Source organism: Vagococcus zengguangii, from assembly GCF_005145005.1.
GTDB lineage: Bacteria > Bacillota > Bacilli > Lactobacillales > Vagococcaceae > Vagococcus_A > Vagococcus_A zengguangii.
In genome coordinates this window covers 728,438-754,534 of the sequence record NZ_CP039712.1, presented here as the reverse complement: position 1 = coordinate 754,534, position 26,097 = coordinate 728,438, and the positions used below count along the sequence as shown (strand labels likewise).

The window sequence follows — 26,097 nt, the reverse complement described above, 5'->3', positions numbered from 1 at the left end:
GTTCACTATTAGTCAAAAAAATATAAAAAGCCAAGAATCTAACAACTCCTCTCGCTGCTAGATTTCTTTGGCTATAGTTATTTTCAACTTTCAATTAGTGATTGTTTTCTAGTGATTCTCGTGAAAAACCCTCACCAATTACGTTTTGTACATCATTAATTGTCACAAAGGCTAACGGATCGATATTAGTAATTAATTTCTGAATAGGCACTAATTGATCACGTGAGATAACAACGTATAATACTTTCTTCGGTGTTTGTTTATAGTAACCAATTCCGTCCATCATAGTAATTCCTCTGTTGATGTCAGTACTAATAGCACTCGCAATCGCATCGTATTCTTCTGAAATAATCATCACCGTTTTTTTCGAGTTGGTTCCTTCCAACATGAAGTCTAAAACCTTGGTTGAAATATACAATGACAGAGCTGTTAAAATAATGCGCTCTAACCCAATCACTTTATATGAAGCAAGCACTACTAACATATCTAACATTAGTAATACATAACTAACGCGCCAGCCCGTTAATTTATGAATCATTTTGGCTAAAATTACACTACCCGCTGTTGTTCCTTCACCTTTCATCACCAGTCCAATACCGATCCCCATCAAGATTCCGGCTAAAATGGCGGCTGTGGCTCCTTCTTTAGCATAATAAACATAACCTTCTGTTAACTTTAAAAATAATGACATAATCACAACAGCATATACGGTATAATAAATCGTTCCACGATCTAGTAATTTCCAACCAGCAATTAATAAAATGGCATTAAAAAAGATACTCGTAAGGGCCGTAGGAATTCCTTCTAGATAATAAAGAATTAACGTAATTCCCGTTACGCCACCTTCACCTAATTGATTTGGTATCGCGACTGAACTAACAGCAGCCGAGAAAATAAAAATCCCTACTGTAATTAATAGTAGATTTTTAACAATAGTTTTGATATTTTGCGACATTATTAACAACTCCCTTCAACTTGTCCAATAGTACCAATTTACTAGAAGTTTTAGGAATATGCAATTAGAAAATAATATTATTTTTCATGCTATAATTTATTCAATGATGAATCGAAAGGAGGAACACCATGTTTCCTAATACCCGAGCAAAAATTGAGCAAATGATCACCCAAGGAATCATACCCGGTGCTGTCTATAGCTTTAACCACAATCAAACGAGTGATACCTTCACATCAGGCTACCGAGAGTTAACACCTACTATCAAAAAAATGACACGTCAAACCTTATTTGATATCGCCTCTTTAACTAAAGTAGTGGGGACAAACAGCCTCATTTTGTTGTTATTAGAAAAAAATCAAATCAAGTTGAATGAGCCAATCAACAAGTATCTACCAAGTTTTCAAGATAAAACAGTCACAATTCTACAATTACTAACGCATACATCAGCTATCAATGGCTATATTCCTAACCGTAATGAGCTGACGCAAGCACAATTAATTGAAGCCTTTAATTATCTACCGGTTTCGGTTGATAAGCAAGGTCATGAGGTCGTCTACACTGATACCGGGACAATTTTATTAGGCTTTGCAATTGAGAACTTGTTCAAACAACCTGTTCAAACTATCATTGAACAAGAGGTGCTCAGACCACTGAATTTGAATCACACAACTTTTAACCCCAACCCAAAAGAATGTGCCCCTACTAATAATCTTCATCAAAGCCAAGCTGCTTTGTATGGGCGAGTGCATGACACTAAAGCCTCCGTTCTAAAAGAACATTGCGGAAGTGCTGGTTTATTTAGTAATATTGACGACTTGAATCGCTTTTGTCAGATGATGGTTAATTTAGGAGACTTGGACGGCTTAACTTTTTTACAATCTGATACCATTAAACAACTTCATCAGACTTGGACGCCTAAAGCTAACAAAAATCGTTCACTCGGTTGGGATCTAAAATATCACCCGAAGAGTCAACACCCTATCTTGTTTCATACCGGTTATACTGGTACGTTTATATTGATTGATCTACAAGAAAAAACGAGTTTTGTCTTCCTTTCTAATCGAGTTCATCCCGTCGACAACCGCGAAACGTATCTTCAACATCGGGATGAGTTAATTGATATCTACTTAAATGAATTAGACTAGCTGATTATCTGGAGTGAGCTTTGACAACTTTTTGTTACAGCTTTTTTAATACATAATGTTATTAAAAAATAATCCTAATTTTTAGTGTTTACTTCCACTATTATTTGGTAATTTCATAGTTTTTTCAGAATAGAAACACTCCTAAATCAGTTATTGTTGTAAGTTTATGGTAAAATCAATTCATAGAAAATAATAAAGGAGTTTGTCATGTCCACTACGTTTAAATCGATACTAAAAAACGAAAAAAAATATTGGCTAAGTGCCTTTTTCATTCCCATTATCATACTTGCAATAGCTTATTTAACAATCCCTATTTATCCAGGAAGTAAATTAACCCTATTAGCAAGTGATGCCTTTTCTCAATTTTCCAATTTTCACGCAAATTTCAGAAATATGCTATTAGGCAAGCAGAGTATATTTTATTCTTGGAATGCGTCATTAGGCTTAAATTATTTAGCACTTATTTCTTATTATCTAGGCGGAATTTTCACTCCGCTTGTCTTATTATTCCCACTCAAAATGATTCCAGATGCGATGTATGTCTTGACCTTACTTAAATTTGGTTGTGCCGGCTTAAGTTTCTGGGTATTCTCTCGTAACACTTATCGTATCAAACCTCTCTATCATGTGTTATTAGCAATTAGTTATGCCTTAATGGGTTTTTCGGTTGCACATTCAGAATTAATCATGTGGCTCGATACATTTGTCTGGATTCCATTAATTTTATTAGGCATCGACCGAATTATTGAGAAGAAAAAACCAACTTTATTATTTGTTTCTTATTTATTGTTATTTATGAGCAATTTTTATTTTGGTTTTATGGTAGGCATCTTCTCATTCATGTATTTCCTAATCAAAATCAGTATGAACTGGGAACAAAATAAACGAGCGATAAAGCCGTATTTTATCACCTCAATACTCGCTGGATTAGCCTCAATGATTATTATTTTGCCAACTGTTTTTGATTTACGACAAAATGGTGAGACGTTAACAGAAATTAAACAACTAAAAACAGCTTCTACGTCTTGGCTTGATATTCCGGCAAAAAATATGATTGGTTCATTTGATACAACAAAATATGGTTCAATTCCTTTTATTTATATTGGCTTGATTCCACTATTTTTGTGTACTTTTTATTTTGTTTCAAAAAAATTCTCTCTAAAAAACAAGGCACTATTCGCTAGCTTATTTGCCGTGATTATCGCCAGCTTTTACTTAGAACCTCTTAATCTTTTTTGGCATGGCATGCATGCACCCAATATGTTTCTATTCAGATACAGTTTTCTTTTTTCAGTGCTAGTTATTATCTTAGCTGGTTACGCGTTAGAAAAAATTACCCGTGAAGATATTTTTACTCTGCAAATGGTTTTAATTGGCTGGCTACTAGTATTTGGTATTACATATTGTTTACCAGACAAATGGCAGTATGACTTTATAACTAATTGGAACTTCTTGCTTACACTTTTATTAACAAGTGTCTACTTAATTTTATTAATGCTCTTCACAAAAAAAGACAGACTATATTGGAAATCTTTCCAAGGCAGTAAAATATTAACCTTCTTATTATGTGCCTTTTTAACATTAGAAATCAGCACTAATACGACTTTATTAATTAACAGTATTCGTAATGATTGGAACTATCCTTCACGTAGTTTATTAAATAAAACATATGATGAATTTAAGGATGTTGTGGATCAGGCCAACCAATTATCGCCTGATGAATTTTTCCGTTTTGAAGCGATTAGCCCCATTTCATCAAATGATAGCTTTAAATTTAACTACAACGGGATTAGCATGTTTAATTCCATTCGTAATCGCCATTCAAGTTCTTTACTACACCAGCTTGGCTTCCGTTCACGTGGAACAAATTTGAATATTCGCTATGCCAACAATACGTTAATCATGGACAGCTTGTTAGGAGTTAAATACAATCAAACAGCTAATGGCTTAACAAAATTTGGCTTTAATGAAGTCTATCAAAATAAAGACTACCAATTGTATCAAAATGAATATGCTTTAGGACTAGGGACATTAACCAATCAAGCTATCTACAACGTTACGTTACCTGAAAATGATAATTTAACCGCGCAAACTAATTTATTGAATCAATTAACCAATCAAAAAGCACAGTATTTCACGTCAACACAACCGGAAATTAGCTATTCAAACAATACAACGATTGACTATAATGAATCCAATCATATGACATTAACCGAGCAGCAAGGAAATGTTGGTAAAACAATTACATGGCGTGTCCATATTCCAGCTGGTAAACAAGCTTATATGAGCATTTTTCCAACGAACTTTGGCGAATTAGGCAGTTTAACAGCTGAATTAGAGGTTGACGGTCGCAAAGTGAAAACGCAACTTAGTGTCAACGGACAATATTTTGATCTAGGTTATTACGAACAAGATAAGACAATTGAATTTAGTATTGAATTTTATGGTACTAAATCTTTAACTATCATGGATCCACCGGTGATTTTACTTGATATTCCCCAATATCAACAAGCGATGAATCAACTACAAGATCAACAAGTGACCATGAACGTTAATGGTCGAAAAATTAACGCAACAGCCACTGTAACCGATGATAACAATATCCTATTTACTACCATTCCTTTTGACGCTGGTTGGCAAGCCAAAGTGAATGGCAAGAAAGTAACCCTAAAAGCATTTAAAGACGGATTCATCACAATTCCTCTTCAAAAAGGTGAAAACACGATTGAGTTATCATTCTTACCTCAAGGTTTCATCTTTGGCGTTGGGCTATTCATAAGCTGTACATTACTTTTTATCAGTTATCTCTATTATTTAAGAAAACAGGAGGACTCCCATGACTAAATTAGCCTTTCTTGGCGCTGGTAATATGAATACAGGGATTATTAAAGGGTTACTAGCTAGCCATACAGTTTCCGCCGAAATGATGACGTTGACTGCTTCTACTCAGGAAAGATCTAAAGCCAAAGCAGAAGTTTTAGGCGTCAATTATGCTGAATCAAACGAAGCACTTATTCAACAAGCAGATGTTGTAATATTAGGGGCTAAACCTCAAGTACTCATGACACTTCTACCAACAATAGATACGTCCCTATGGCAAAACAAATTAATTATCTCGATTGCGGCCGGCTTAACCATTGAGCAGTTACGTCAGATGACCTTACCAGAAGCGAAAATTGTGCGCATCATGCCAAATATGAACATCAGTCTCCAAAAAAGTGTCTCAGGCATTGCCTATTCAACTAATATAACGCAGACCGAAAAAACACTTGTTACACATTTATTTGAAGCCATTGGCAGTACCTACGTCCTAGATGAAAAAGACTTCGTGACTTTAACCGCTATCGCTGGCTGTTCACCTGCTTTTACAGCATTATATGTTGATGGACTAAGTCGCGCTGCAGTTGCTCAAGGATTACCTTTAGATACTTCTAGAGAAATTGTCATTGATGCAATGATTGGAACCTTATTAAATTTAAAAGAAAACCACTTAGCTCCTTGGGATTTAATTAACCAAGTCTGTTCACCAGGTGGAACGACTATCCAAGGCGTTGCCTCGCTTGAAAAAGATCAGCTGACCACCACCTTATTTAACGCCGTAAATGCTACAATAAGACGAGATGAGGAATTAAGTCAATAACCTAACACAACATACCGAACGAATGGGCAATTATTCGTTCGGTATGTTTTTTATGCATATTTTATTCAAAAATAACTAAATTTTATACATTTTTTTGGATAAAATAATTATTTATGAGATTTTTTATACAAAATACTTGAATTTTTATACTAGAAATTATATACTTAGTTTCGTTATTACAAATTAGGAGCGTGACGTATGAAATTATTCAAAAGTTTTAAGTATTTACTATTAATGTTATTATTCAGTCTACCTACTGTGGGCTTGGCGGATGAAACACAGGATCAAGTTTATGACAAAATCATCGAGAAAGGTGTTTTGAATGTTGGTTTATCAGCAGATTATCCTCCTTATGAATTTCACACGATGATTGATGGTAAAGATACTATCGTTGGTATTGACATTTCAATTGCCGAAAAAATTGCAGATGATTTGGGTGTCGACCTAAAAATCACTGAAATGGGGTTTGATGGTCTACTAGGAGCTTTAAAAACTGAAAAAATTGACGTGATTATTTCAGGTATGACCCCTACACCAGAACGTGAAAAAGAGGTAAACTTCTCAGATGCCTATAATTTTTCAAAAAACAGAATCATCGTGAGAAAAGAAGATAAAGAACGCTTCAAATCACTAAATGATTTTACTGGTGTTAAAGTAGGTGCCCAAAAGCAAACCGTTCAAGAAGAATTAGTTAATAATGAATTGACAGGCGCTAAACCAGTGTTACTACAAAAATTCACAGACATTGTTTTACAGTTACAAAACAATAAAATTGATGCCGCTGTAGTTGACGGTCCTGTAGCTGAAGCTTACTTAACACAAATTAAGGACTTGGACTTCTCACCTGTTGAATTTGTTGAAGATGAAAAAGAATCTTCTATTGCTTTATCAAAAGAAGCGCCTGTTTTATTAGAAAAACTTAATGCCTCAATTGCAGAAATGCATGATCAAAACTTAATTGAAGAGTATAAGGCTCAAACAGCCATCCATATGTTAGATGAAGATGCTGCCAGTGATGATAATAGTACAGATAAAAAAGAATCTCCTTCATTCATGAGTAAGTATGGTAATTACTATGTAAAAGGAACTCTCTACACATTATTATTAGCCTTTGTCGGCGTATTATTTGGAACTATTTTAGGAGCCCTTCTTTCATTAATGAAATTATCTAGCAACAAATTATTAAAAGCTATTGCATTCGTTTATATCGAATACGTTCGTGGTACACCACTATTAGTCCAAATTTTCTTAGTCTTTTTCGGATCAAACGTTCTAGGTTTAGATTTATCTGCCCTAGCTTCAAGTTTAATTGCCTTATCCTTAAACAGTGCAGCTTATGTTGCAGAAATTTTCCGTGCTGGGATTAAAGCGGTTGACAATGGTCAAACTGAAGCAGCTCGTTCTTTAGGGATGAATCAAGTCCAATCATTAAGACATATTGTGTTACCACAAGCAGTTAAAAATATCTTACCCGCTTTAGGTAATGAGTTTGTTACGGTTATTAAAGAATCATCCGTTGTTTCAGTCATCGGAGTGTCTGAATTAATGTTCCAATCAGGTGTCGTGCAAGGTGCAAGCTTCAAGCCGTTTATGCCAATCGTCGTGGCTTCATTAATTTATTTCTTCTTAACATTCACCCTATCTAGACTTTTAGGTGTAGCAGAAAGGAAAATGAACAATGCTTAATATTACAAATTTACATAAATCATTTAATAAAAACGAAGTGCTTAAAGGCATTGACGCAACAATAGAACAAGGTGAAGTAGTTGTTATTATCGGACCCTCAGGAAGTGGTAAAAGTACTTTTTTACGTTGTTTAAACTTACTAGAAGAGCCAACAAAAGGAACCATAGAATTCGAAGGACATAACATTACCGATAAAGGAACAGATATCAATAAAATTCGTGAAAAAATGGGAATGGTTTTTCAAAACTTTAATCTATTCCCTCACAAAACGGTCTTAGAAAATATTACCATTAGCCCAATTCAAGTCAAAAAAGAAAGCGAAGCGAGTGCTAAAGCAACGGCACTTGAATTACTTGAGAAAGTGGGACTAGCTGATAAAGCTAATGCCTATCCCTCTTCTCTTTCTGGCGGTCAAAAGCAACGTGTTGCTATCGCCCGCGCCTTAGCCATGAAACCTGATGTGATGCTCTTTGACGAACCAACTTCAGCACTCGATCCCGAAATGGTTGGCGAAGTGTTAGCAGTTATGCAATCATTAGCTCAAGATGGGATGACGATGGTCATTGTGACCCACGAAATGGGCTTCGCTCGTGAAGTTGCTGACCGCGTGATTTTTATGGCGGACGGTTATATTCAAGAAGAAGGAACACCTGAAGAGATTTTCACTCACCCAACAAATGAAAGAACACAAGATTTCTTAGGAAAAGTGTTATCATAAAATAATTAAAGGGATGTGGCTCTTGCCACATCCCTTTAATTGAAGGAGGCATACATATGAATCGTTTACTACTTAATCATTACTATCAAGACACACCTGATAACTTATTGATGCAATTTTCAGACTTAGCAGCGACTAAAACTAATATAATTGATTTATCAATCGGTGATCCAGACATCGTTACAAATCATGCCATTATACAACAAGCCTTTCTTGACGCAAAAGCTGGTCACACTCACTACACTGCTGCAAATGGCAGTCCTGAATTAGTTGAGGCAATCATAGACTATTACGATCGAACTTATGATATCAGCTTTCAATCCAACCAAATATTTGCTAGTGTTGGTGCCCTACACGGTATGTATTTAGCCCTACAAGTATTACTTAATCCTGGAGATGAGGTCATTTTACATGCCCCATATTTTTCGCCTTATAAAGAGCAAGTAATTGCCGCAGGTGGTGTACCAGTAATTGTTCCTACATATGAAAAAGATGGCTTTGAACTTAAATTAGATGCGCTAGAACAAGCTATTACGTCAAATACTAAAGCATTGATTATTAATAGCCCTAACAATCCAACTGGTGCCATCTTCAGCAAAGAAACATTGCAAGGTATCGCGAAGCTAGCGATTAAACATGATTTATACATATTAGCTGACGAAGTCTATGAGGCTTTTTGTTACAATGAACCTTTTCATCCAATGGTACAGTTTGCTCCTAAAAACACATTAACTTTTGGTAGCTTTTCAAAATCATTTGCTATGACTGGCTGGCGTCTAGGTTATGTGCTGGCACCCGACTATATCATTGAAGCGATTGGTCTTCTAAATGAGAATGTCGCATACTCTGCTCCATCCATCTCACAGCGAGCTGGTATTTACGCTTTAACTCATGCTGAAACGTTAATGGCAGAAACAAAAGACCTGTTTGCTAAGCGAATTACCTTTATCAACGAACAGGTTGGGAAAATTCCCTTCCTATCAATGATTGAAACAAAAGGTAGTATGTATGCCTTTGTTAACATTCGCAAAACAGGACTGGATTCATTGGCATTTGCTAAAAAACTTTTGCAAGAGCAACACGTACTCGTTATTCCCGGCATTGCGTTTGGAGAAGCGGGTGAATACTATATCCGAATTGCTGCCACTCAAAGCTTATCACTTCTAGCAGAAGCTTTTGAAAAAATAGCGCAATTAACAGTTGAATAAAAAAAAGCGTCATGATTTCCATTTTGAAATCATGACGCTTTTTATTGATTAAAACAAATTATTTTTTGCTTGCTAAAACTTTTAAAATAATGTTTAAGATTGCAGGCGCACCAGCACCACCAACGACAGTTGAGATTAAGCTCATTAAATCTACGTTTCCACTTTGTAATAAGCTAGCGATTAAACCACCGATTGCTCCCATTGCAGTATTAGCTGTTCCTGAAGCTGGTAAGTTTTTAGCAGCTTTTTTAGTACCGCCACCGATTGCTCCCCCAATAATTGTTGATAAAATATTCCAAATAAGTCCTGTTGTCATAATAAACACCCTTTCTAACTTTATGAATTTATTTTATCATTCTGTCTAACAAATAAACTAATTAAATGTCTTCAAACCCTAATTTTTACTAGTAAATCAAGGGTTTTAGAACAGATTTAATAGGGAACTAGTCCATTTTTTAAAACGTTCAGAAGCTAATAATACGGTAAGTCCCAGTGCAAAAAATGAGAAGGTAATGATTGCTGGAATAAAACTAATTGCTTCAAACGGAAAGTAGCGACGAAGTAATTTGACAATGAAACCATGGAACAAATAAACATTTAGCGTGTTAGCCCCATATTTGGTAAACCAATATTTATTTGTAGGAACCACGCCTAGAAAACCACATACACCAATTACGCTTAGTAAATAAAATAAACCTCTAATTAACGCACCAAATTCCGGGAAATCCATAAAATCATGATAAGGTTTTGAACCAAAAAACCAATATTTATTAGCCCCATCAATTTTGACAACATAGATAAATAAAATGAATAATGCTGCGAGTCCTAGATAACGCATCGTTCGGCTTTTAAAAATATCAAAAAAATGTTTAGGTAAATGATAACCAATCAAAAAGTATGGAAAAAATACACAGGCACGTTGTAACGCTAGCTCACGCCCTACTTCTGGAAAATACCCAATCATAATCGCAACAACTATGCTGATTGGTATACTAATAGCAGCTGGAATTTTTCTAAGTGAATATAACCACACATACCAAAAGACCATAGATAATAAAAACCATAAACTCCATTCGGGTATTAAAAATGTCAAATCAAATGACGCTTCAAGACCTGTTGCATAATAAAAAAATGAATAACTCACTTGAAATAAAACATACAACCATAAAAAATGATAACTTTTTCGTAGCCACTTGCCCTGATTAACCACATTTTTTGAGAAATAACCAGAAATTAAAATAAACGTAGGCATATGAATAGTAAACAATAAATAATAAAGATCTTCATATACGCCTCTTTTCTCTGTCATCCCCATAAAAAAATGAGTAAAGACCACTAAAACCATTAAGATAAACTTTGCATTATCTAAATAACTATCTCTTTCTTTCAATAAACTATCGCTCCTATATAGATACCCTTATATAACAAAAATAGGAAGAACAACTACAGTAACGCTGTAGTTGTTCTTCAAAGACTAAACTATCAAGCTTCTTAAATCATCTCTTCAGGTTTTAACCACTCAGAAAACTCTTCTTTCGTTGCATAACCTAAAGCAATAATCGCTTTTTCCAGTGTCGTATGATTTTCATGCGCATATTTAGCGACTTTGGCAGCTTTTTCGTAACCAATATGAGGATTCAAAGCAGTCACAAGCATCAACGAATTTTTCATTCCCTCAGCCATTGCTGCTTTATTAGCCTCTAATCCGACTAAACAATTCATTCTAAACGAGCGCATTGCGTCACTTAATAATTGGACTGATTCTAAAAAGTTCGCAATAATCACTGGTTTGTAAACATTCAATTCAAAATTTCCTTGGCTACTAGCAAATTGAATGGTTGTATCATTTCCCATCACTTGGCAAACAACCATCGTTAAGGCTTCTGCTTGGGTGGGATTAACTTTGCCCGGCATGATTGAGCTTCCTGGCTCATTAGATGGAATCGTAATTTCTCCTAAACCAGAACGAGGACCACTTGCTAACCAACGAACATCATTAGCAATTTTCATTAAATCACCTGCTAACGCTCGTAGTGCGCCATGAACAAACGACAATTCACTGTGACTTGTTAGACCATAAAACTTATTCTCTTCGGAGTTAAATGGTAATTGCGTATGCGCACTAATCACTTCACACATTAACGTATCAAAATTTTCGGGAGCATTTAGCCCCGTTCCAACTGCTGTTCCACCAATTGTTAAATGACTAATTGCGTCTAAACTCAAACCTACAAATTCTTGCGCTTTTTCAATCATAACACGCCAGCCACTAATCTCTTGCCCAAATGTTAACGGTGTGGCATCTTGTAAATGCGTGCGACCAATTTTAATCACGTGCTGATTCTTATCTTCTAATAGTTTCAATTCTTCAATCCACTCCGATAGTTCTGGTAACAGATTGTTAATAATTGCTTGATAAGCCGCAATATGCATGGCAGTAGGGAACGTGTCATTCGAACTTTGAGACATATTAACATCATCATTGGGATGAATTAATCCTGGTACCTTTTCATTACACAAATGCGCAATCACTTCATTAACATTCATGTTTGACTGCGTACCACTACCTGTTTGATAAATTTTTAATGGGAATTGGTCACCATATTTTCCTGTCAAAATCGCATCACATGCTGCGACAATCGCCTGACTTTTCTCAGCTGATAATTTACCAAGCTGATGATTGACTAGGGCCGCTGCACGTTTAATTTCGACTAAGCCATAAACCACTGCTAATGGCATGGTGTTATTACCAATCACGAAATTTTCTAAACTTCTTTGTGTTTGGGCTCCCCATTTTTTATCACTTGCTACTTTCACTTCACCTAATGAATCTTTTTCGATACGAAACATCACTTTCACCTCTTTGGCATTCAATTAAATTCTAGCAACACCTGTACTAACAGCTGTGTCGGCTACTGCTTTTGCTACTGCTGGAGCGACACGTTGATCGAAAGGATTTGGGATAACGTATTCAGCCGTCAACTCTTCATCGCTAATCAATGCTGCAATTGCTTTAGCTGCTGCCATTTTCATAGGTTCATTAATTTGCGTTGCTCTAACTGATAACGCGCCTTTAAATATACCTGGGAAAGCTAATACATTATTGATTTGGTTAGGGAAGTCTGAGCGACCTGTTCCCATAACTTTTACCCCATGCTCAATCGCTAAGTCATACATGATTTCAGGAACTGGATTCGCTAATGCAAATACGATTGGGTCTTGTGCCATGGATTCAACCATTTCAGGTGTTAAGGCCCCAGCAACTGAAACACCAACGAAGACATCGGCACCTTTTACAGCTTCCGATAAGTCGCCACTTATTTTTTCGGGATTGGTGGTAGCTGCTAACTCGACTTTATGCCCGCTTAAACCTTCTCTACTTGGAACTAAAATGCCTTTACGGTCAACTGCGACAATATTTTTCACACCGAAATCTTGCAATAGCTTAATAATTGCCGTACCGGCTGCACCTGGTCCATTTAGCACCACTTTAATATCTGACATGTTCTTATTTACTAATTTTAAGGCATTAATTAAGCCGGCTGCTACGACAATCGCTGTTCCATGCTGGTCATCGTGGAAGACTGGAATCGACATCACCTCTTTAAGGCGACGCTCAATTTCAAAACATCTCGGTGATGAAATATCTTCTAAGTTGATACCACCAAAACTATATTCTAATGATTGAATGATTTCGACTAATTTATCAGTATCTTTTTCATTCACAACTAAAGGAATAGAGTCAATTCCAGCGAATTCTTTAAATAAAATAGACTTACCTTCCATAACTGGCATTGCCGCTGCTGGACCTATGTCTCCTAAGCCTAATACCGCCGTTCCATCTGAAATAACCGCAACTAAATTGCCACGAGAGGTATAACGATAGCTATCATCTGGATTCGCTTCAATTTCTTTACAAGGCTCCGCAACACCCGGTGAATAAGCCAATGATAATTCTTCATTATTCGTAACTGATAACTTGCTCTCAATACTAATTTTTCCTTTGTGTTCTTCATGTAATCTTAGTGCATCTTCTCTTAATCCCATTTTTTAATCTACCTTCCATCTACTATTTAATATTGTTTAGTGTATTTATTAATAAATCAATTAAGATAAAAAAACCTATACGTGAATTGGTATCATCTATTTTTGTATCTGATTGATCAGCGTGACAAAACAATTCAATTGTCGAATACTCGCTTAATCCACTTGACTGAAATGATGTCAAACTGATAATTTTTGCCTGTTTCAAATGAACTAGCTTTGCCGTTTCTAATATTTTTTTAGTTGAGCCCGATAATGACAATAAAACAACGACGTCATCTTCATCGACAAGTCGCGTAAAAGATTCCGCGTGGTTATAATCGTTAATAAAGAAACAGTGAATGCCTATCGAGAACAATAGATGTTCTAAATAATAACCACAAGATTTACTCGTTCCCCTAGCCATAATGAAAATATTTTTTGAATGACTTAACAGTTGCGCACTCTTTAAAATATCTTCATCATTTATTATTGAGAACGTCTTATTAATGGTACTTTCTAATTTCTTCTTAGGTGATTTTGATTCAATCCGACTTAATAGCTGTTTATTTTTAATTTCTGAATTAATGGCGTATTTCATCTCTTTAAAGCCATCAAACCCCATTTTTTGAGATAGATTAATAATGACCGTTTTTGAAACAAATGTCGCAATGGCTAACTCATTAATCGTCATCAAGGGAATATCTTCCAAATGTTCAATGATATATTTTAATACTTTTTTCTCGCTAGCCGTTAACTCATCATAAACTTTTAAGTAATTAAACATTCGTTTATTATCACCTCTCTATATAGAATATTATAACATAACCATAATTCTGATTATTATAATAGAGAGATTTTTAATAAAAAACAACTGGTTTTCACCAGTTGTTTTTCCGTTATCAATAAGTCCCTAATTCAAAACCAGCTTCATTCAATAACCCTCTTAAACTTGGGTCACACAATAGCTCTATCTCTCGCATTCTTGCATGAGTAAAACTTGAGCCAAACATTACCGTTGTATCTAAAAATCCAGGATGACAATTTGCTTCAATAAGATTTTTATTAGCAAATCGTTGGACATCCTCTTCTATAATATTTAGTAGTTTCGTTCTCACTTGATTATAGGGTTGACTCAAATCTTTCATTGCTTCATCGATGAACATCAACCATAAATCATCAGCTGGTGCTAAACGAGGATTACTTAATTTTGATTTTACATTCAAGCAGTTACGCATAGGCAGTTCATATTTTTCAGATAAACGTTCCATGGGCTGGTATAACTCACCTAATCCATGGACATAGTGGTGTGTGTCAAGATGCGTTAGTGAAATACCTGCTTTATACAACTTCTGAATTTGGGCGTCCCATTCTTGATAAACCGCTTCTAAATCTATTTTTCCTACCTGCTCATTTAAGTCTTTTCGAGATAGAAATCCCCCATTGCCTTGGGTGAGAGAACTTTTTGAAAGAACTGGTCGACCACAGGTTAATACCAAATGAGCGCCTATCGCTAAAGTTGGATAATCTTTTGCTAATTGCGCTGCATGCTCAAAACCAGGCATATTGGCCATCATGGTTGTGGAGGTTAACACACCTTCAATATGTGACTCAATGATGCCGTAGTTTATCGCTTTTGAGTAACCAAAATCATCCGCATTAATGATTAGTTTCGTCATCGTAATCCCTCTTAGTATTCCGTCATAATCGCTTCAGAAATTTCTTTTGCACGAATGGCTTCTTTTTCAGCCAACTCTACCGATAATCCGACATAATTTCTTGGATCAATAAATGAAGCAATCTCTTCTTCAGTAAAGGTTGAAGAAATTAATTTATCTGCTTTTAAGTTAGTAAAGAAGTCTTCACCATCAGCTGCTGTTTTAATGGCAATATCATACAATAAAGAGTGCGCTTCATCTTTTCCAAGTTTATCCGCCATCTTCATCATGACATATTCCGTGTTGTCTAACCCTTTATTACGCATCACATTATGCAACATACGCTCTTTGTGTGGGGTAATCGTTCGTGTTAATTCTTCCGTTCTTAATAACACTTCTGTTGTTAATTCTAATGCTTCTTCGACGATACCATCAAATAACATGTAAGAACTGCTATCTCCCTCATAAGGTCGTACGGCTGAATACATCCCCACACCTGGTAATGAATATAATTTTTGAGAATTAGCAATAATCCCTTTAGCTAACTTAGGATTAATTTTATGTGGCATGGTGCTACTTCCAACTGTTCCTTTTTTAAAGCCTTCTGAAACTTCAGCCACCTCTTCTAGTGTCGTACTATAAACTTCTTCACCAATCTTATGACAAACGTTACATAATAACGCTAAATTCATCATATACTCTAATTTATGGGTACTAATATTACGTGATGGAACTTCCATATAATACATATCTGTTAATTCGGCTACACGTTTTTGGACATTTAACCCAACTTCAGGCATCGCACTGAACGTTCCGACTGCACCACCCATCATTAACTTGAATACACGTTTTTCTGATTCTTTTAAACGCTCATAACATTCAATAAAATCACTAATCCACACGGATACTTTATACCCGTAAGTTATAGGTGTCGCATGACGACCATGCGTTCTACCTGGCATCACATAATCTTTTGTTCTTTCGGCTAAATCTGATAAATTAGCTAAAATTTCACCTAATAATTTCATATATTTATCATGTACAAGCTTCATCATGTACATTTGTGAACTTTGCTGAATATTTTGTGTTGTAATCCCATAGTGAACATATTTCCCACTATCACCTGGGCAGGCATTCACTAATACTTTTAAGAAAGGCACAAAGCCGTGGCCAATTTCACGATAAATACGATCCATTTCTTCAAAATCAATATTTTCAATTTTTGCGGCTTCTTTAATATCCCTCGCTGCTTGTTCAGGAATAAATCCTTCTTCAGCTTGTGCTTGTGCCAAAGCTGCTTCAAACATCAACCATGTTTTATATTTCGTTTCATTGGTAAAAATACTTTTTATCCCGCGATCATCAATCGTTTTACTTTTAGAATCATATAATGCTCTCATGTTTTGTAACCCCTTATTTTTTTATTGTGCCACATTTTTTTATCTAATTTCGTCTAATGCATTTCTAACAAATTCAACTTGTGGCCCATATACAATATGAATATGTTTGGCTGATGGGAAAAAGAAACCTGTACACCCTGATTTTTCTAACACATCTTTGTCAATTTTTGAAACATCGTTTAAATCAATTCTTAGACGAGTGATACAATTTTCTACACTTGAAATATTGGCACTACCACCTAAACCTTGTAAAACTAATCCTGCTACTTCGTCATAACGTTTTTCTTTTAACAACGTACTGTCGATATTATTACTCTCTTCACGACCAGGTGTTTTAATATCAAATTTATTAATTGCCCAATAAAAGACAAAGTATGTTAACACAGCCATTCCAATACCTATTAAGACAAAGTACTGCCAATTCGTCCCTTTATATAGTAAGCCAAAAATAGCAAAGTCAAAAATGGTCCCACGAATATACCCGATGGCTACACCAGCGAGCGATAATAATACCGCTCCGATGCCACAAATAATTGCATAAACGACGAACAATAATGGTGCAATGAAAACAAACGTAAACTCTAAGGGCTCCGTAACGTTACCAAGCATAGCTGTTAATACTAAAGTAATCAGCATAGATTTAACTTCCGCTTTGTTTTCAGTACGAGCTGAACGATACATCGCAAAAGCGATTGCTGGGAATAAGAATAACGTAATTAACATTTGTTGTTGTGCCATAAATCTTGTTAATTCAGGCATCATACTCCAATATTGACTATTTGGTCCTTGATTAAATAACACTTCGTTTAAAGCAGGTAATACCCCAACATAAGTTTCTCCATCAATCACATACGAGCCGCCCGCTTCAGTAAAACGGAACATAGCGTTCCAAACATGGTGAAGACCAAATGGAATAAATGCACGCTCTCCGAAAGCTGTAAAGAATGGTCCAAAAGTACTTAATATAACAACGGACAGCTTCATCAGAATACCTACAAATAATTCCCAAATAAACGGTACCGTTAAACCTAAACCAACCATACATCCGATTGTAATAATCGGCACTGACTTTTTACCTGAAAAGAAGGCCAAGGCTGTTGGTAACTGTAAATTATAGAACTTGTCTGTTGCCCATGCTGCAACCAATCCTGTGATAATCCCTCCGGCTGCACTGATATTCATGGTTTGAATCCCCAACACACTGATTTGCCCGACTTGTGTCATAATTTCAGGATCAGCCATCTTACCAGTTAGCGTCAACCAAACATTCATCGTCGCTATAATTGTCAAATAACCTGCAACAGAAGCGAAAACTGCGATGCCTTTATCTTTTTTACTCATACCATATGCGACACCCATTGCAAATAACAATGGAATATTATCAAAAATAACACTAGCAATCGTTCTTATACTTACCAAAGCTGCATTAACTGCTTCATTACCCAAAAACGGGAAACGTTCAATCATATACGGTTGGACAAAAGCCCCACTTATACCTAAAATCATTCCAATCGGTGCTAACACGCCAATCGGCAAAAGTAACGTTCTACCAAACTGTTGAATCCCCTCGCTAAACTTTTTGCTTTTACTCATGATATGTTGCTCTCCTTTAATTAATTTATAGTGTGATAATATCACTTAAAAGCGCTTTATTAAAGAACAACTAAATTATTAGAAATCATCTAGGTCACCCAATATGACTTAGGTCACTTTAAGAAAATAAGAAAATCTCGGGAAAAATTTCCCGAGGCCTTTTTAGTGTAGTGGTAACTATTTATCTTGCACATCTGACAATTGAAATTCTATCCCACAGAAATTCCGATAATATTGTGGATACATTTCACCACCACATTTTTCACAACTAAATTGTGGTGCAGTAAGCGGACTGAAATCTTCATCTAAAAACTCAATCGTTTCAATGATTTCCTTCGGAATACGTTCAGCTATTCCACACTGGAGACATATATAAGTCACCGTAGAATTCCCAGTCGAATCGAAGCTTTTTAAAAGCTGCTTCTGTTTTTTCTTTTTGTTGATGTTGCGTTTCTTTTTGGCCAAGACGAATATTCTCCTCCTTCATCACTATCATTGCTTGCTTATTCTTCGTATATTTAGTAATTAGTCTACCATTTTTGCACACACTCATCCCCATAAAGACAAATTCTTCACCACAATTAGGACAATCCAATGGATTTTTTCCAAAACATTCGGTTATTCTTTGAGCCCAAGTTTTACTTTTAAGCATTTGTTTACTGTTTATCAATAACTTTTTTACCTTTTCTTGATAAACTTCTACAATTTTTTTGATAAAGCTTTTTATCCTTCGACTATAAATACCATAATGACGTATCATTCTAAAATGTCGATCTGGAATATGACGAACTAATGCCCCTATAAACTCTTCTGCCGTCATTGTTTTCATTTCTTTTCTATTCGTCCGCTTATCATGATATTCAAACATGACATGATGACCGTCATACATTTTTATTCGTTCTAATGCAATAGGCCCTCTTTTCATATAGCGACTGATATATTGTAGTAAGCCTTTGGTATTCGTTCTGCTCCGTTTAGGAGCATTCACATAAAATCCTTCTCCATTTTGATGGTAGGCCTTCTGTAATTTATACTGAACTTTTGCTTTATCACGTGGTGATAAAGTTCTCCTAATCAATTTTAATACCGCATTCTGCCAATATTTTCTAAGCATTACATAAGGTAAATAATCATAATTTTCCCATTCACCTTTTCTGTTTACACCACCCATTGTTACTATCATATGAACATGAGGATTAAACTCTAATTGTGAACCAAACGTATGTAATCCTGAAATTATTCCAGGCTGTATCTTACGCTTATCAAAGAACTCTATAATTATTTTGGCGGCTTCATCCATTAATCCTTTTAACAAGGTACTTCGATACTTATCCATTAAAAAGATATCACGTAAACCTTCATCTATTGTAAAAACAATGTGACGATGAATAGTGTGATACATGTCTTGAGCTATCGTTTCACTCCAACGTTCACTCTCACCTTTAGCACAACTTGGACAAAACTTACCTTTACATCTTAAAGGTAGAAATTTGACATCATGACATCCCTCGCAAACATACAAACGATATCCTTTCTGGATATCTCCACAATTTCTAAACTTAGCAACCTCCTTCTTAACTACCGGACGAAGTCTGTCAGAATACTTGATGATAAAATTATCCCAATTATGATACTTATCAAAAAATATAGCTTGAAGAATATTCACATTCATATTTAAATTATACCAAATTTGAAACAATAAAAAAGCCGTATAACACTTGATAGAACAAGCATCATACGACACAAAATTTTATAATCCCTTTATAGTTAAAAAAGAGTGACGATTGACATCATCACTCCTCATTTACTAATATTATAATTATTTTGCTTGTTCTCTTCTTGCAATCGCTGGTAAAATCATTCCTAAAGCAACGAACACAATAGGTGTCACGATATTAGAAATCATTTGGAACCACCAACCTTCTGAACCGTAAGGAATTTTTGGAATCATCCCTAAAACACACGCAAAAGCTGTAAAAGCAAAACACCATAAACCAATGGCATAACCCCATTTAGGATTTTTCATAAATTTATACTCGGCATTTTGATAATTTTTGAAAGCTTTATTTAACATCATATACGCTAAGAATACCCATAGATAACGTAATGGCATCACGACAGAGTTCAAGTTAGTCAACCATTTAACTAATTCGTCCATGTTTTTAATACCAAAGATAGGTAATAAGATGATGATGCTTACTAAAATACCTGTTAATAAGTAACCATTTTTTAATGTCCCTTTGGCAGTACGTTGACGTAACCAAGTTGGTACATATTCTTTATCAGCATCCGCTAATAATACCTGAAGCGGTGCATCAATAGAGAAAGCTAACGCTGAAATTTGACCGATGGTATTCGTTAACGCATAAACAATCATCAAGAAATTACCAACGCCATAGTACTCCCCTAATTTTTGGAAAGCACTGTAGGCCCCATTAGTCATTAAATCTGAAGGAATATTATCACTTGCAAATAACATCCCCATCGCGACTGAGCCTAATACAGCTGAAACCCCAACCATAATCGCTAATAAAATCATTCCTTTAGGAAATTCTTTGGCTGGATTCTTCGTTTGGTTAACGTAAGGTGAAATTTTTTCAGCTCCCCCTACGGCAAATACTAACATAGAAATTGTGGCAAAATATGATAAATCAAACTTTGGAATATAGGTTTTAATACTTGTCATGTCTTGCGTAGCGATTTCCATTGATTGATCAATAAAAGGTGCGCCAACTGCTAGTAAAATGAATAAAATTGACATAATAAACATCGCTGTACCAGCTAAACCACCAATAACTTTTAAGGTTGACAAACCTTTAGTAGATAAATATAAGAATAATAAGAAGATGACTAAACTAATAATTGCAACCATTTGAACTGACATACCTGAAACAAAACTACCGTCACCTTTGATAGCCCATCCTAATGCGATCAAAATCGCTTGTGGTTTTTGAGCTAAATACGGGATGTGTACCACCCAATACGTCCATGCAGCATAGTAAGCTAATTTTTTATTGGTCGTATTTTCGATCCATGAGCTTACGCCACCATTACTGTCTTTAAAAGTTGACCCTAATTGTCCAACAATTAACGCGTAAGGAATAAAATATAAAGCCAAGATTAAAATCCATGACGTTACAACTGAAATTCCTTGTTGTGAGTAGTTATTGACAACATTCCCTAACCCCCACACCATGTTAAAAGCAATTAAGCCAACTGTGAACCATCGCATTTGCTTTTGATCCATTTTAACATTTCACTTCCTCTATCATTATTTAGTTACTCTATCAGTTTAAAAACCAAGTAGTTTTTTCACAATAGTTATCAGTAAATATTCACCAAACTTTAATGTGATAACCGTTATTTAATTTGAATCGTTTGCTTTATTTGACTATTAACTCTATATAATTAAGAAAAACGTTGTTAATTTTATGATTTTATTCTATAGTTAGTGTTTGTGAATATTATCATTTAAGGAGAATTTCAGATGCCTTTTGGACTACGAACATTAAAAACTGGTGTTGCAGTTTTTTTATGTATATTAATTAGTATTATTTTCAAACGCGAAACTTATATTGTTTCAGCATTAACAGCGATTTTTACGATTAGAAAAGATTTTGAAAACAGCATTCGTTATGGAAAAAACCGCGTGATTGGTAATACGGTTGGCGCTTTTTCCTCCCTATTAGTGATTACTTTATTTGACCTTTTTGGTAAAACGGATATCAGTCAGTTAATTATTATGCCACTTACTATTATGATGATGATTACATTATTAACTAAGTTAAAAGCAACTGCAGGAACAGTTGGTGGTTGTGCCACCCTGTTTACGATATTATTTATGATTCCAGAGACTCAAACTTATATTTACGCCTTCAATCGAATTCTTGATAGTTTCATAGGTTTAGGGATCGGTCTAGCAGTTGATTACCTCTTACCCAATAGGCAATGTAAAAAAACGGATGATATTTAAATTTTCTGATTGACACTTACTATTATCGGTGTTAAGTTGTAAGTGTAAGTAAAATATTTGTTAGGTGAGGCTCCTATACAAACATAGGCTACTGCCCAAAAATGTCGAAAGACGCCAATGGGTAGAACAGGAATTGTCGAAATAAGGCTTTTCATAAGGTAGCTAAAAACGGTCACGTTTTTTACGTTGTATAGTGCTAAAGCTCAACGACTAGATCAATAGCTATGTTTTTTGGTGCAACATTTTTTAATAACATGTTGCAATTTCATTATGACCTATTGCCCTTCGCTGAGCTGTGCTTAGTGAAGGGCTTTTTCTATACAAAAAAAGGAGGCGAAGAACATGGATGACAGTCAATCTGAACAGGAAATTATGACTCAAAAAGAAAAACCACCAAGTTATTTAGACGAAGAACACCATACTTCGCCTCAAATTAGTGGTTGAATTTCATAATTTCCTCATTTATTAAGCACGCATGACACAGAATCACAATGAAAAGAGGAAACCATTATGAACAAGAAACAATATTTCGAATTTGCCACTACTAGTATCACAAATCTATTTGACCATTTTAATACATCAACTAATGGACTAACAACCCGCGATGCGGAAGAAAACCGTCAACAATTTGGAGCGAACCAGCTCTCAAACGGTAAGAAAACACCTTTATTAGTAGAAATTTTAAAAGCGTACATTACCCCCTTTACATTAGTATTGATCACATTAGCGATTATTTCTTTTATTACCGATTATGTGATTGCACCACCCGGAGAACGTGATTTATTTGCTGTCTTCATTATAACTTTAATGGTCGTTGTCAGCGGCACCATGACGTTGATTCAGTCCGTAAAATCAAATCGCGCGACGGAACAATTAAAGTCACTGGTCAAAGTAACAACGAATGTACGTCGAAATGGTGAGGCAATTGAATTACCAATTGAAGACGTTGTTTGTGGCGATATAATTAAATTAGCTGCTGGCGATATGATTCCAGCCGACCTTAGACTATTATCAAGTAAAGATTTATTTATTTCGCAGTCTTCATTAACAGGTGAAAGCTATCCTGTTGAAAAAATAGCCGAAAGCACTATTTTGGAACCGCAAAGCGACACAAGTTATGATAACTTACTCTTTATGGGGAGTGACGTTATTAGCGGAAGTGCCGAAGCACTAGTCATTGCTACAGGTAATGACACGATGTTCGGTTCAATTGCTGATACACTATCTGAAAAACCGATTCCTACCAGCTTTGAAATTGGTATTAATAAAACCTCAATGTTATTAATCAAGTTTATGGCCATCATGGCGCCATTGGTGGTGATTATTAACGGTATCACTATTAATAACTGGCTAGAGGCTTTCTTATTTGGACTGTCCGTAGCCGTTGGTTTAACCCCTGAAATGTTACCGATGATTGTCACCACTAATTTAGTTAAAGGGTCCAATAAAATGGCCAAAGAAGGTACTATTATCAAAAATTTAAACGCCATTCAGAACTTTGGTGCCATTGATGTCCTATGTACCGATAAAACGGGCACATTAACACAAGATAAAATTATTTTAGAATACCACTTAAATTGTAATGGTTTGGAAGATGATCGTGTGCTGAAACATGCGTATTTAAATAGTTACTACCAAACAGGTTTAAAAAATCTACTTGATGTCGCAATTATTGAAGAAGCTAATGAGTTGTTAGACGTTGCTAGTTTGAATATAAACTACACCAAGGTAGATGAAATCCCATTCGATTTTGAACGTCGTCGTATGAGTGTGGTGATGCAAGATGAACATGGCAAACGCCAAATGATTACTAAGGGTGCTATCGAAGAAATGTTAGCTATTTCATCTTTCGTCGAGTATGATGGCCGTGTAATGCCAATCACCGCTAAGGAACGACAAACTATTTTATCCAAAGTAGAAGAATTAAATCGAGATGGTATGCGTGTCTTAGGTGTTTCTCAAAAAACTAATCCAAGTGTGGAAGGTGAATTTTCTACAAAAGATGAAGCTAATATGGTCTTAATTGGTTACCTAGCCTTCTTAGATCCACCAAAAGAAACCACTAAGGCAGCCCTTGAAGCGTTAAAAGAACATGGTGTCGGGGTAAAAGTCTTCACAGGAGACAACGAATTAGTCACAACAACCGTCTGCCAACAAGTCGGGCTACCTGTTGAGACAATTATTTCTGGTGATGAACTAGCAACCTTTAGCGATGACGAACTAAAAGACGTAGTTGAAACACATCAGATTTTTGTTAAACTAAACCCAACACAAAAATCTGATTTAGTCACCTTACTTCGCGAAAACGGGCACACCGTTGGCTTTATGGGCGATGGTATTAATGATGCAGCTGCAATGAAAGCCGCCGATGTAGGTATTTCTGTTGATACTGCAGTTGATATTGCTAAAGAAAGCGCCGATGTGATCTTATTAGAAAAAGATTTAATGGTCCTAGAAAAAGGCATTTTATCTGGACGTGAAATTTTCGGTAATATCATGAAATATGTTAAAACAACGGCAAGTTCAAACTTTGGTAACATGTTTTCTGTCCTAGCAGCCAGCTTAATGTTGCCATTTATTCCCATGTTACCGATTCAAATTTTGTTTTTAAACTTGATATATGATTTATCATGTATTTCAATTCCTTGGGATAGAATGGACAAAGAATATTTGGATAAACCCAAGAAATGGGATGCATCAAGTATCGGTAACTTCATGTTTTGGTTCGGACCAACGAGCTCTGTATTTGACATTACGACCTTTATTCTTATGTTCTACTATATTTGTCCACAAGTTATAGGGGGGCCGTTCCATACGCTAGACGCCGGTCAAAAAGTTGCCTTTATCGCCCTATTCCATGCTGGTTGGTTTGTTGAATCACTATGGACCCAAACTTTGGTCTTACATACTTTACGAACACCCAAAATTCCGTTTCTACAAAGTAATGCTTCCTTTATTATGACAACCATCACTAGCTTAGGGATTATAGTTGGCACAATCTTACCTTTCACAGCTCTAGGAACTAATCTTGATTTAGCTCCACTGCCTGGTAATTATTGGCTATGGCTAATTATTACCGTCTTGGCATACTTATTACTAGTGACCGTGGTTAAGCACTTCTATATGAAGAAGTACGGCGAGTTACTATAACGACATAAAAATAAACCAGTCGAGTATCTTTTAAGATAACCGACTGGTTTTACTATTAATATTTGAATTCAGGATTTTTAATCCCATATTTTGCCATCAACGCGTAGATTGTATCAAAATTTTCTGGAAAAGCATTACTACCAGAAATGATTAATGTATCTGCTAAATCATTCATATCTTCAGTTCGATTATTTTCATCATCTAAATCACTGTACGAAAGCGTCATTCCCCACTGTGTCCCATCTAGCATATCGTAATTAACGTACCGCGGCTCCCAGCCTTCAATTAACAAAAAGACTTCTGCTAAAAACAAACGAAAATCTTCTTCAGTAAGTGTTGGCATATCATCTTCTGGCTCTAGATTTTCCAGCGAATAACCATAAGACATACTTACCTTAATTTGTTCGTCTTTTTCTTTAATTTTTACATTTGGATAACCGATAAATTGTCCGCCAATATAAAAATGAAAAAAACTAACCCCTTCTAAATTCAATGTATTCTCCATAGGACGCCTCCATCTTGACTTAATTATTTTAACGTTAAATAACATCAATCTGACTTCATCTCTATCATACCATTAGAAGAGTGCTTCACCAAAATAATTCGTCCGCATTCTTTTTCGACACAGCAACCTAAGCAACTAATTTCAAACCAATTGCCGAACCAATAATTAATAACAAACACACAATACGACGCCAATCTTTGGCTTCACCATAAAATAGCATTCCCATTAAAGCGCCACCTGCTGCTCCAATACCTGTCCAAATCGCATAAGCAGTTCCCATACTAATATCATTCATTGCTAAGTTCAAAAAGAAAAAACTTGCCCCAAACCCTAGCAACAGATAAATAACTGCTTGCAGTGATTTTTCTTGGTTGAATTTATTAATTAATGACACCCCAACCATCTCAAAAACTCCAGCTAAAATTAAATATCCCCATGCCATG

Annotated in this window: 21 protein-coding genes and 1 riboswitch; of the genes, 8 read left to right on the top strand and 13 right to left on the bottom strand. The window is 35.5% G+C overall.

Translation table 11 applies throughout. The annotated features are described in order from the left end of the window. Positions 1-94: 94 nt before the first annotated feature. The gene (locus FA707_RS03610) at positions 95-955 is read right to left on the bottom strand and encodes a YitT family protein (RefSeq protein WP_136952938.1); all 861 of its coding nucleotides are present in this window, start codon (positions 953-955) and stop codon (positions 95-97) included. Positions 956-1,083: 128 nt separating this feature from the next. Here FA707_RS03610 and FA707_RS03605 point away from each other — a divergent pair, with 128 nt between their 5' ends. The 6 genes from FA707_RS03605 to FA707_RS03580 all read left to right on the top strand — a co-directional run bounded on the left by FA707_RS03605 (position 1,084) and on the right by FA707_RS03580 (position 9,352). Beyond that, positions 1,084-2,100, top strand: a complete 1,017-nt coding sequence (locus tag FA707_RS03605) for a serine hydrolase domain-containing protein (RefSeq protein WP_136952937.1) — start codon at positions 1,084-1,086, stop codon at positions 2,098-2,100. A 207-nt stretch (positions 2,101-2,307) separates the two neighbouring features. Then, entirely contained in the window at positions 2,308-4,944 is a 2,637-nt protein-coding gene (locus FA707_RS03600) for a YfhO family protein (RefSeq protein ID WP_136952936.1), read from the top strand. Then, a complete protein-coding gene (proC, locus tag FA707_RS03595; RefSeq protein WP_136952935.1) occupies positions 4,937-5,740 on the top strand; it encodes a pyrroline-5-carboxylate reductase in 804 nt (267 codons plus the stop codon). The genes FA707_RS03600 and proC overlap by 8 nt, the downstream gene beginning before the upstream one ends. 198 nt (positions 5,741-5,938) lie before the next feature. Further along, positions 5,939-7,426, top strand: a complete 1,488-nt coding sequence (locus FA707_RS03590) for an ABC transporter substrate-binding protein/permease (protein WP_136952934.1) — start codon at positions 5,939-5,941, stop codon at positions 7,424-7,426. Continuing rightward, entirely contained in the window at positions 7,419-8,144 is a 726-nt protein-coding gene (locus FA707_RS03585; protein ID WP_136952933.1) for an amino acid ABC transporter ATP-binding protein, read from the top strand. Before FA707_RS03590 ends, FA707_RS03585 begins: the two co-directional genes overlap by 8 nt. Before the next feature lie 56 nt (positions 8,145-8,200). Next, positions 8,201-9,352: a pyridoxal phosphate-dependent aminotransferase gene (locus tag FA707_RS03580; RefSeq protein ID WP_136952932.1), complete on the top strand. Its 1,152-nt coding sequence runs from the start codon at positions 8,201-8,203 to the stop codon at positions 9,350-9,352. Positions 9,353-9,410: 58 nt separating this feature from the next. Here FA707_RS03580 and FA707_RS03575 read toward each other — a convergent pair whose 3' ends face one another. The 10 genes from FA707_RS03575 to FA707_RS03525 form a co-directional block, all read right to left on the bottom strand. Beyond that, complete coding sequence (locus FA707_RS03575; protein ID WP_136952931.1) at positions 9,411-9,668, bottom strand: hypothetical protein; 258 nt, start codon at positions 9,666-9,668, stop codon at positions 9,411-9,413. A 105-nt stretch (positions 9,669-9,773) separates the two neighbouring features. Next, positions 9,774-10,742: an acyltransferase family protein gene (locus tag FA707_RS03570; protein WP_136952930.1), complete on the bottom strand. Its 969-nt coding sequence runs from the start codon at positions 10,740-10,742 to the stop codon at positions 9,774-9,776. 101 nt (positions 10,743-10,843) lie between these two features. Then, on the bottom strand, positions 10,844-12,202 hold the full coding sequence (gene fumC / locus FA707_RS03565; protein WP_136952929.1) for a class II fumarate hydratase: 1,359 nt from the start codon (positions 12,200-12,202) through the stop codon (positions 10,844-10,846). A gap of 24 nt (positions 12,203-12,226) precedes the next feature. Beyond that, positions 12,227-13,399, bottom strand: coding sequence for an NAD(P)-dependent malic enzyme (locus FA707_RS03560; protein ID WP_136952928.1), 1,173 nt, complete (start codon positions 13,397-13,399; stop codon positions 12,227-12,229). A 22-nt stretch (positions 13,400-13,421) separates the two neighbouring features. Next, the gene (locus tag FA707_RS03555) at positions 13,422-14,162 is read right to left on the bottom strand and encodes a MurR/RpiR family transcriptional regulator (protein WP_136952927.1); all 741 of its coding nucleotides are present in this window, start codon (positions 14,160-14,162) and stop codon (positions 13,422-13,424) included. A gap of 115 nt (positions 14,163-14,277) precedes the next feature. Beyond that, positions 14,278-15,054 carry a carbohydrate deacetylase gene (locus FA707_RS03550; RefSeq protein ID WP_136952926.1) on the bottom strand — a complete coding sequence of 259 codons (777 nt, stop codon included), beginning with the start codon at positions 15,052-15,054 and terminating at the stop codon, positions 14,278-14,280. Positions 15,055-15,065: 11 nt separating this feature from the next. After that, complete coding sequence (locus tag FA707_RS03545; protein WP_136952925.1) at positions 15,066-16,433, bottom strand: class-II fumarase/aspartase family protein; 1,368 nt, start codon at positions 16,431-16,433, stop codon at positions 15,066-15,068. Positions 16,434-16,472: 39 nt separating this feature from the next. Further along, positions 16,473-18,026, bottom strand: coding sequence for a PTS transporter subunit EIIC (locus FA707_RS03540; protein WP_136952924.1), 1,554 nt, complete (start codon positions 18,024-18,026; stop codon positions 16,473-16,475). Positions 18,027-18,372: 346 nt separating this feature from the next. After that, a complete protein-coding gene (locus tag FA707_RS03530; protein WP_136952922.1) occupies positions 18,373-19,698 on the bottom strand; it encodes an IS91 family transposase in 1,326 nt (441 codons plus the stop codon). Between the two features lie 147 nt (positions 19,699-19,845). Next, positions 19,846-21,273: an amino acid permease gene (locus tag FA707_RS03525; protein WP_136952921.1), complete on the bottom strand. Its 1,428-nt coding sequence runs from the start codon at positions 21,271-21,273 to the stop codon at positions 19,846-19,848. A 240-nt stretch (positions 21,274-21,513) separates the two neighbouring features. On the opposite strand from FA707_RS03525, the gene FA707_RS03520 reads away from it, so the two are divergent. Next, complete coding sequence (locus FA707_RS03520; RefSeq protein WP_136952920.1) at positions 21,514-21,999, top strand: FUSC family protein; 486 nt, start codon at positions 21,514-21,516, stop codon at positions 21,997-21,999. 49 nt (positions 22,000-22,048) lie between these two features. After that, positions 22,049-22,221: riboswitch (M-box (ykoK) riboswitch) on the top strand. A 288-nt stretch (positions 22,222-22,509) separates the two neighbouring features. Further along, entirely contained in the window at positions 22,510-25,149 is a 2,640-nt protein-coding gene (gene mgtA, locus FA707_RS03515; RefSeq protein ID WP_136952919.1) for a magnesium-translocating P-type ATPase, read from the top strand. A gap of 55 nt (positions 25,150-25,204) precedes the next feature. Here mgtA and FA707_RS03510 read toward each other — a convergent pair whose 3' ends face one another. Next, positions 25,205-25,654 (bottom strand): hypothetical protein, encoded by a 450-nt coding sequence (locus FA707_RS03510; protein ID WP_136952918.1) that lies wholly within the window; start codon positions 25,652-25,654, stop codon positions 25,205-25,207. Positions 25,655-25,781: 127 nt separating this feature from the next. After that, complete coding sequence (locus tag FA707_RS03505) at positions 25,782-26,096, bottom strand: DMT family transporter (RefSeq protein WP_136952917.1); 315 nt, start codon at positions 26,094-26,096, stop codon at positions 25,782-25,784. Position 26,097 lies beyond the last annotated feature (1 nt).

What these genes read in the sequence shown, in the direction of transcription:
- FA707_RS03610 (WP_136952938.1), bottom strand. Translation starts at nt 955, where the DNA reads ATGTCGCAAAATATCAAAACTATTGTTAAAAATCTACTATTAATTACA.
- FA707_RS03605 (WP_136952937.1), top strand. Translation starts at nt 1,084, where the DNA reads ATGTTTCCTAATACCCGAGCAAAAATTGAGCAAATGATCACCCAAGGA.
- FA707_RS03600 (WP_136952936.1), top strand. Translation starts at nt 2,308, where the DNA reads ATGTCCACTACGTTTAAATCGATACTAAAAAACGAAAAAAAATATTGG.
- proC (WP_136952935.1), top strand. Translation starts at nt 4,937, where the DNA reads ATGACTAAATTAGCCTTTCTTGGCGCTGGTAATATGAATACAGGGATT.
- FA707_RS03590 (WP_136952934.1), top strand. Translation starts at nt 5,939, where the DNA reads ATGAAATTATTCAAAAGTTTTAAGTATTTACTATTAATGTTATTATTC.
- FA707_RS03585 (WP_136952933.1), top strand. Translation starts at nt 7,419, where the DNA reads ATGCTTAATATTACAAATTTACATAAATCATTTAATAAAAACGAAGTG.
- FA707_RS03580 (WP_136952932.1), top strand. Translation starts at nt 8,201, where the DNA reads ATGAATCGTTTACTACTTAATCATTACTATCAAGACACACCTGATAAC.
- FA707_RS03575 (WP_136952931.1), bottom strand. Translation starts at nt 9,668, where the DNA reads ATGACAACAGGACTTATTTGGAATATTTTATCAACAATTATTGGGGGA.
- fumC (WP_136952929.1), bottom strand. Translation starts at nt 12,202, where the DNA reads ATGTTTCGTATCGAAAAAGATTCATTAGGTGAAGTGAAAGTAGCAAGT.
- FA707_RS03560 (WP_136952928.1), bottom strand. Translation starts at nt 13,399, where the DNA reads ATGGGATTAAGAGAAGATGCACTAAGATTACATGAAGAACACAAAGGA.
- FA707_RS03555 (WP_136952927.1), bottom strand. Translation starts at nt 14,162, where the DNA reads ATGTTTAATTACTTAAAAGTTTATGATGAGTTAACGGCTAGCGAGAAA.
- FA707_RS03550 (WP_136952926.1), bottom strand. Translation starts at nt 15,054, where the DNA reads ATGACGAAACTAATCATTAATGCGGATGATTTTGGTTACTCAAAAGCG.
- FA707_RS03545 (WP_136952925.1), bottom strand. Translation starts at nt 16,433, where the DNA reads ATGAGAGCATTATATGATTCTAAAAGTAAAACGATTGATGATCGCGGG.
- FA707_RS03540 (WP_136952924.1), bottom strand. Translation starts at nt 18,026, where the DNA reads ATGAGTAAAAGCAAAAAGTTTAGCGAGGGGATTCAACAGTTTGGTAGA.
- FA707_RS03530 (WP_136952922.1), bottom strand. Translation starts at nt 19,698, where the DNA reads ATGAATGTGAATATTCTTCAAGCTATATTTTTTGATAAGTATCATAAT.
- FA707_RS03525 (WP_136952921.1), bottom strand. Translation starts at nt 21,273, where the DNA reads ATGGATCAAAAGCAAATGCGATGGTTCACAGTTGGCTTAATTGCTTTT.
- FA707_RS03520 (WP_136952920.1), top strand. Translation starts at nt 21,514, where the DNA reads ATGCCTTTTGGACTACGAACATTAAAAACTGGTGTTGCAGTTTTTTTA.
- mgtA (WP_136952919.1), top strand. Translation starts at nt 22,510, where the DNA reads ATGAACAAGAAACAATATTTCGAATTTGCCACTACTAGTATCACAAAT.
- FA707_RS03510 (WP_136952918.1), bottom strand. Translation starts at nt 25,654, where the DNA reads ATGGAGAATACATTGAATTTAGAAGGGGTTAGTTTTTTTCATTTTTAT.
- FA707_RS03505 (WP_136952917.1), bottom strand. Translation starts at nt 26,096, where the DNA reads ATGGCATGGGGATATTTAATTTTAGCTGGAGTTTTTGAGATGGTTGGG.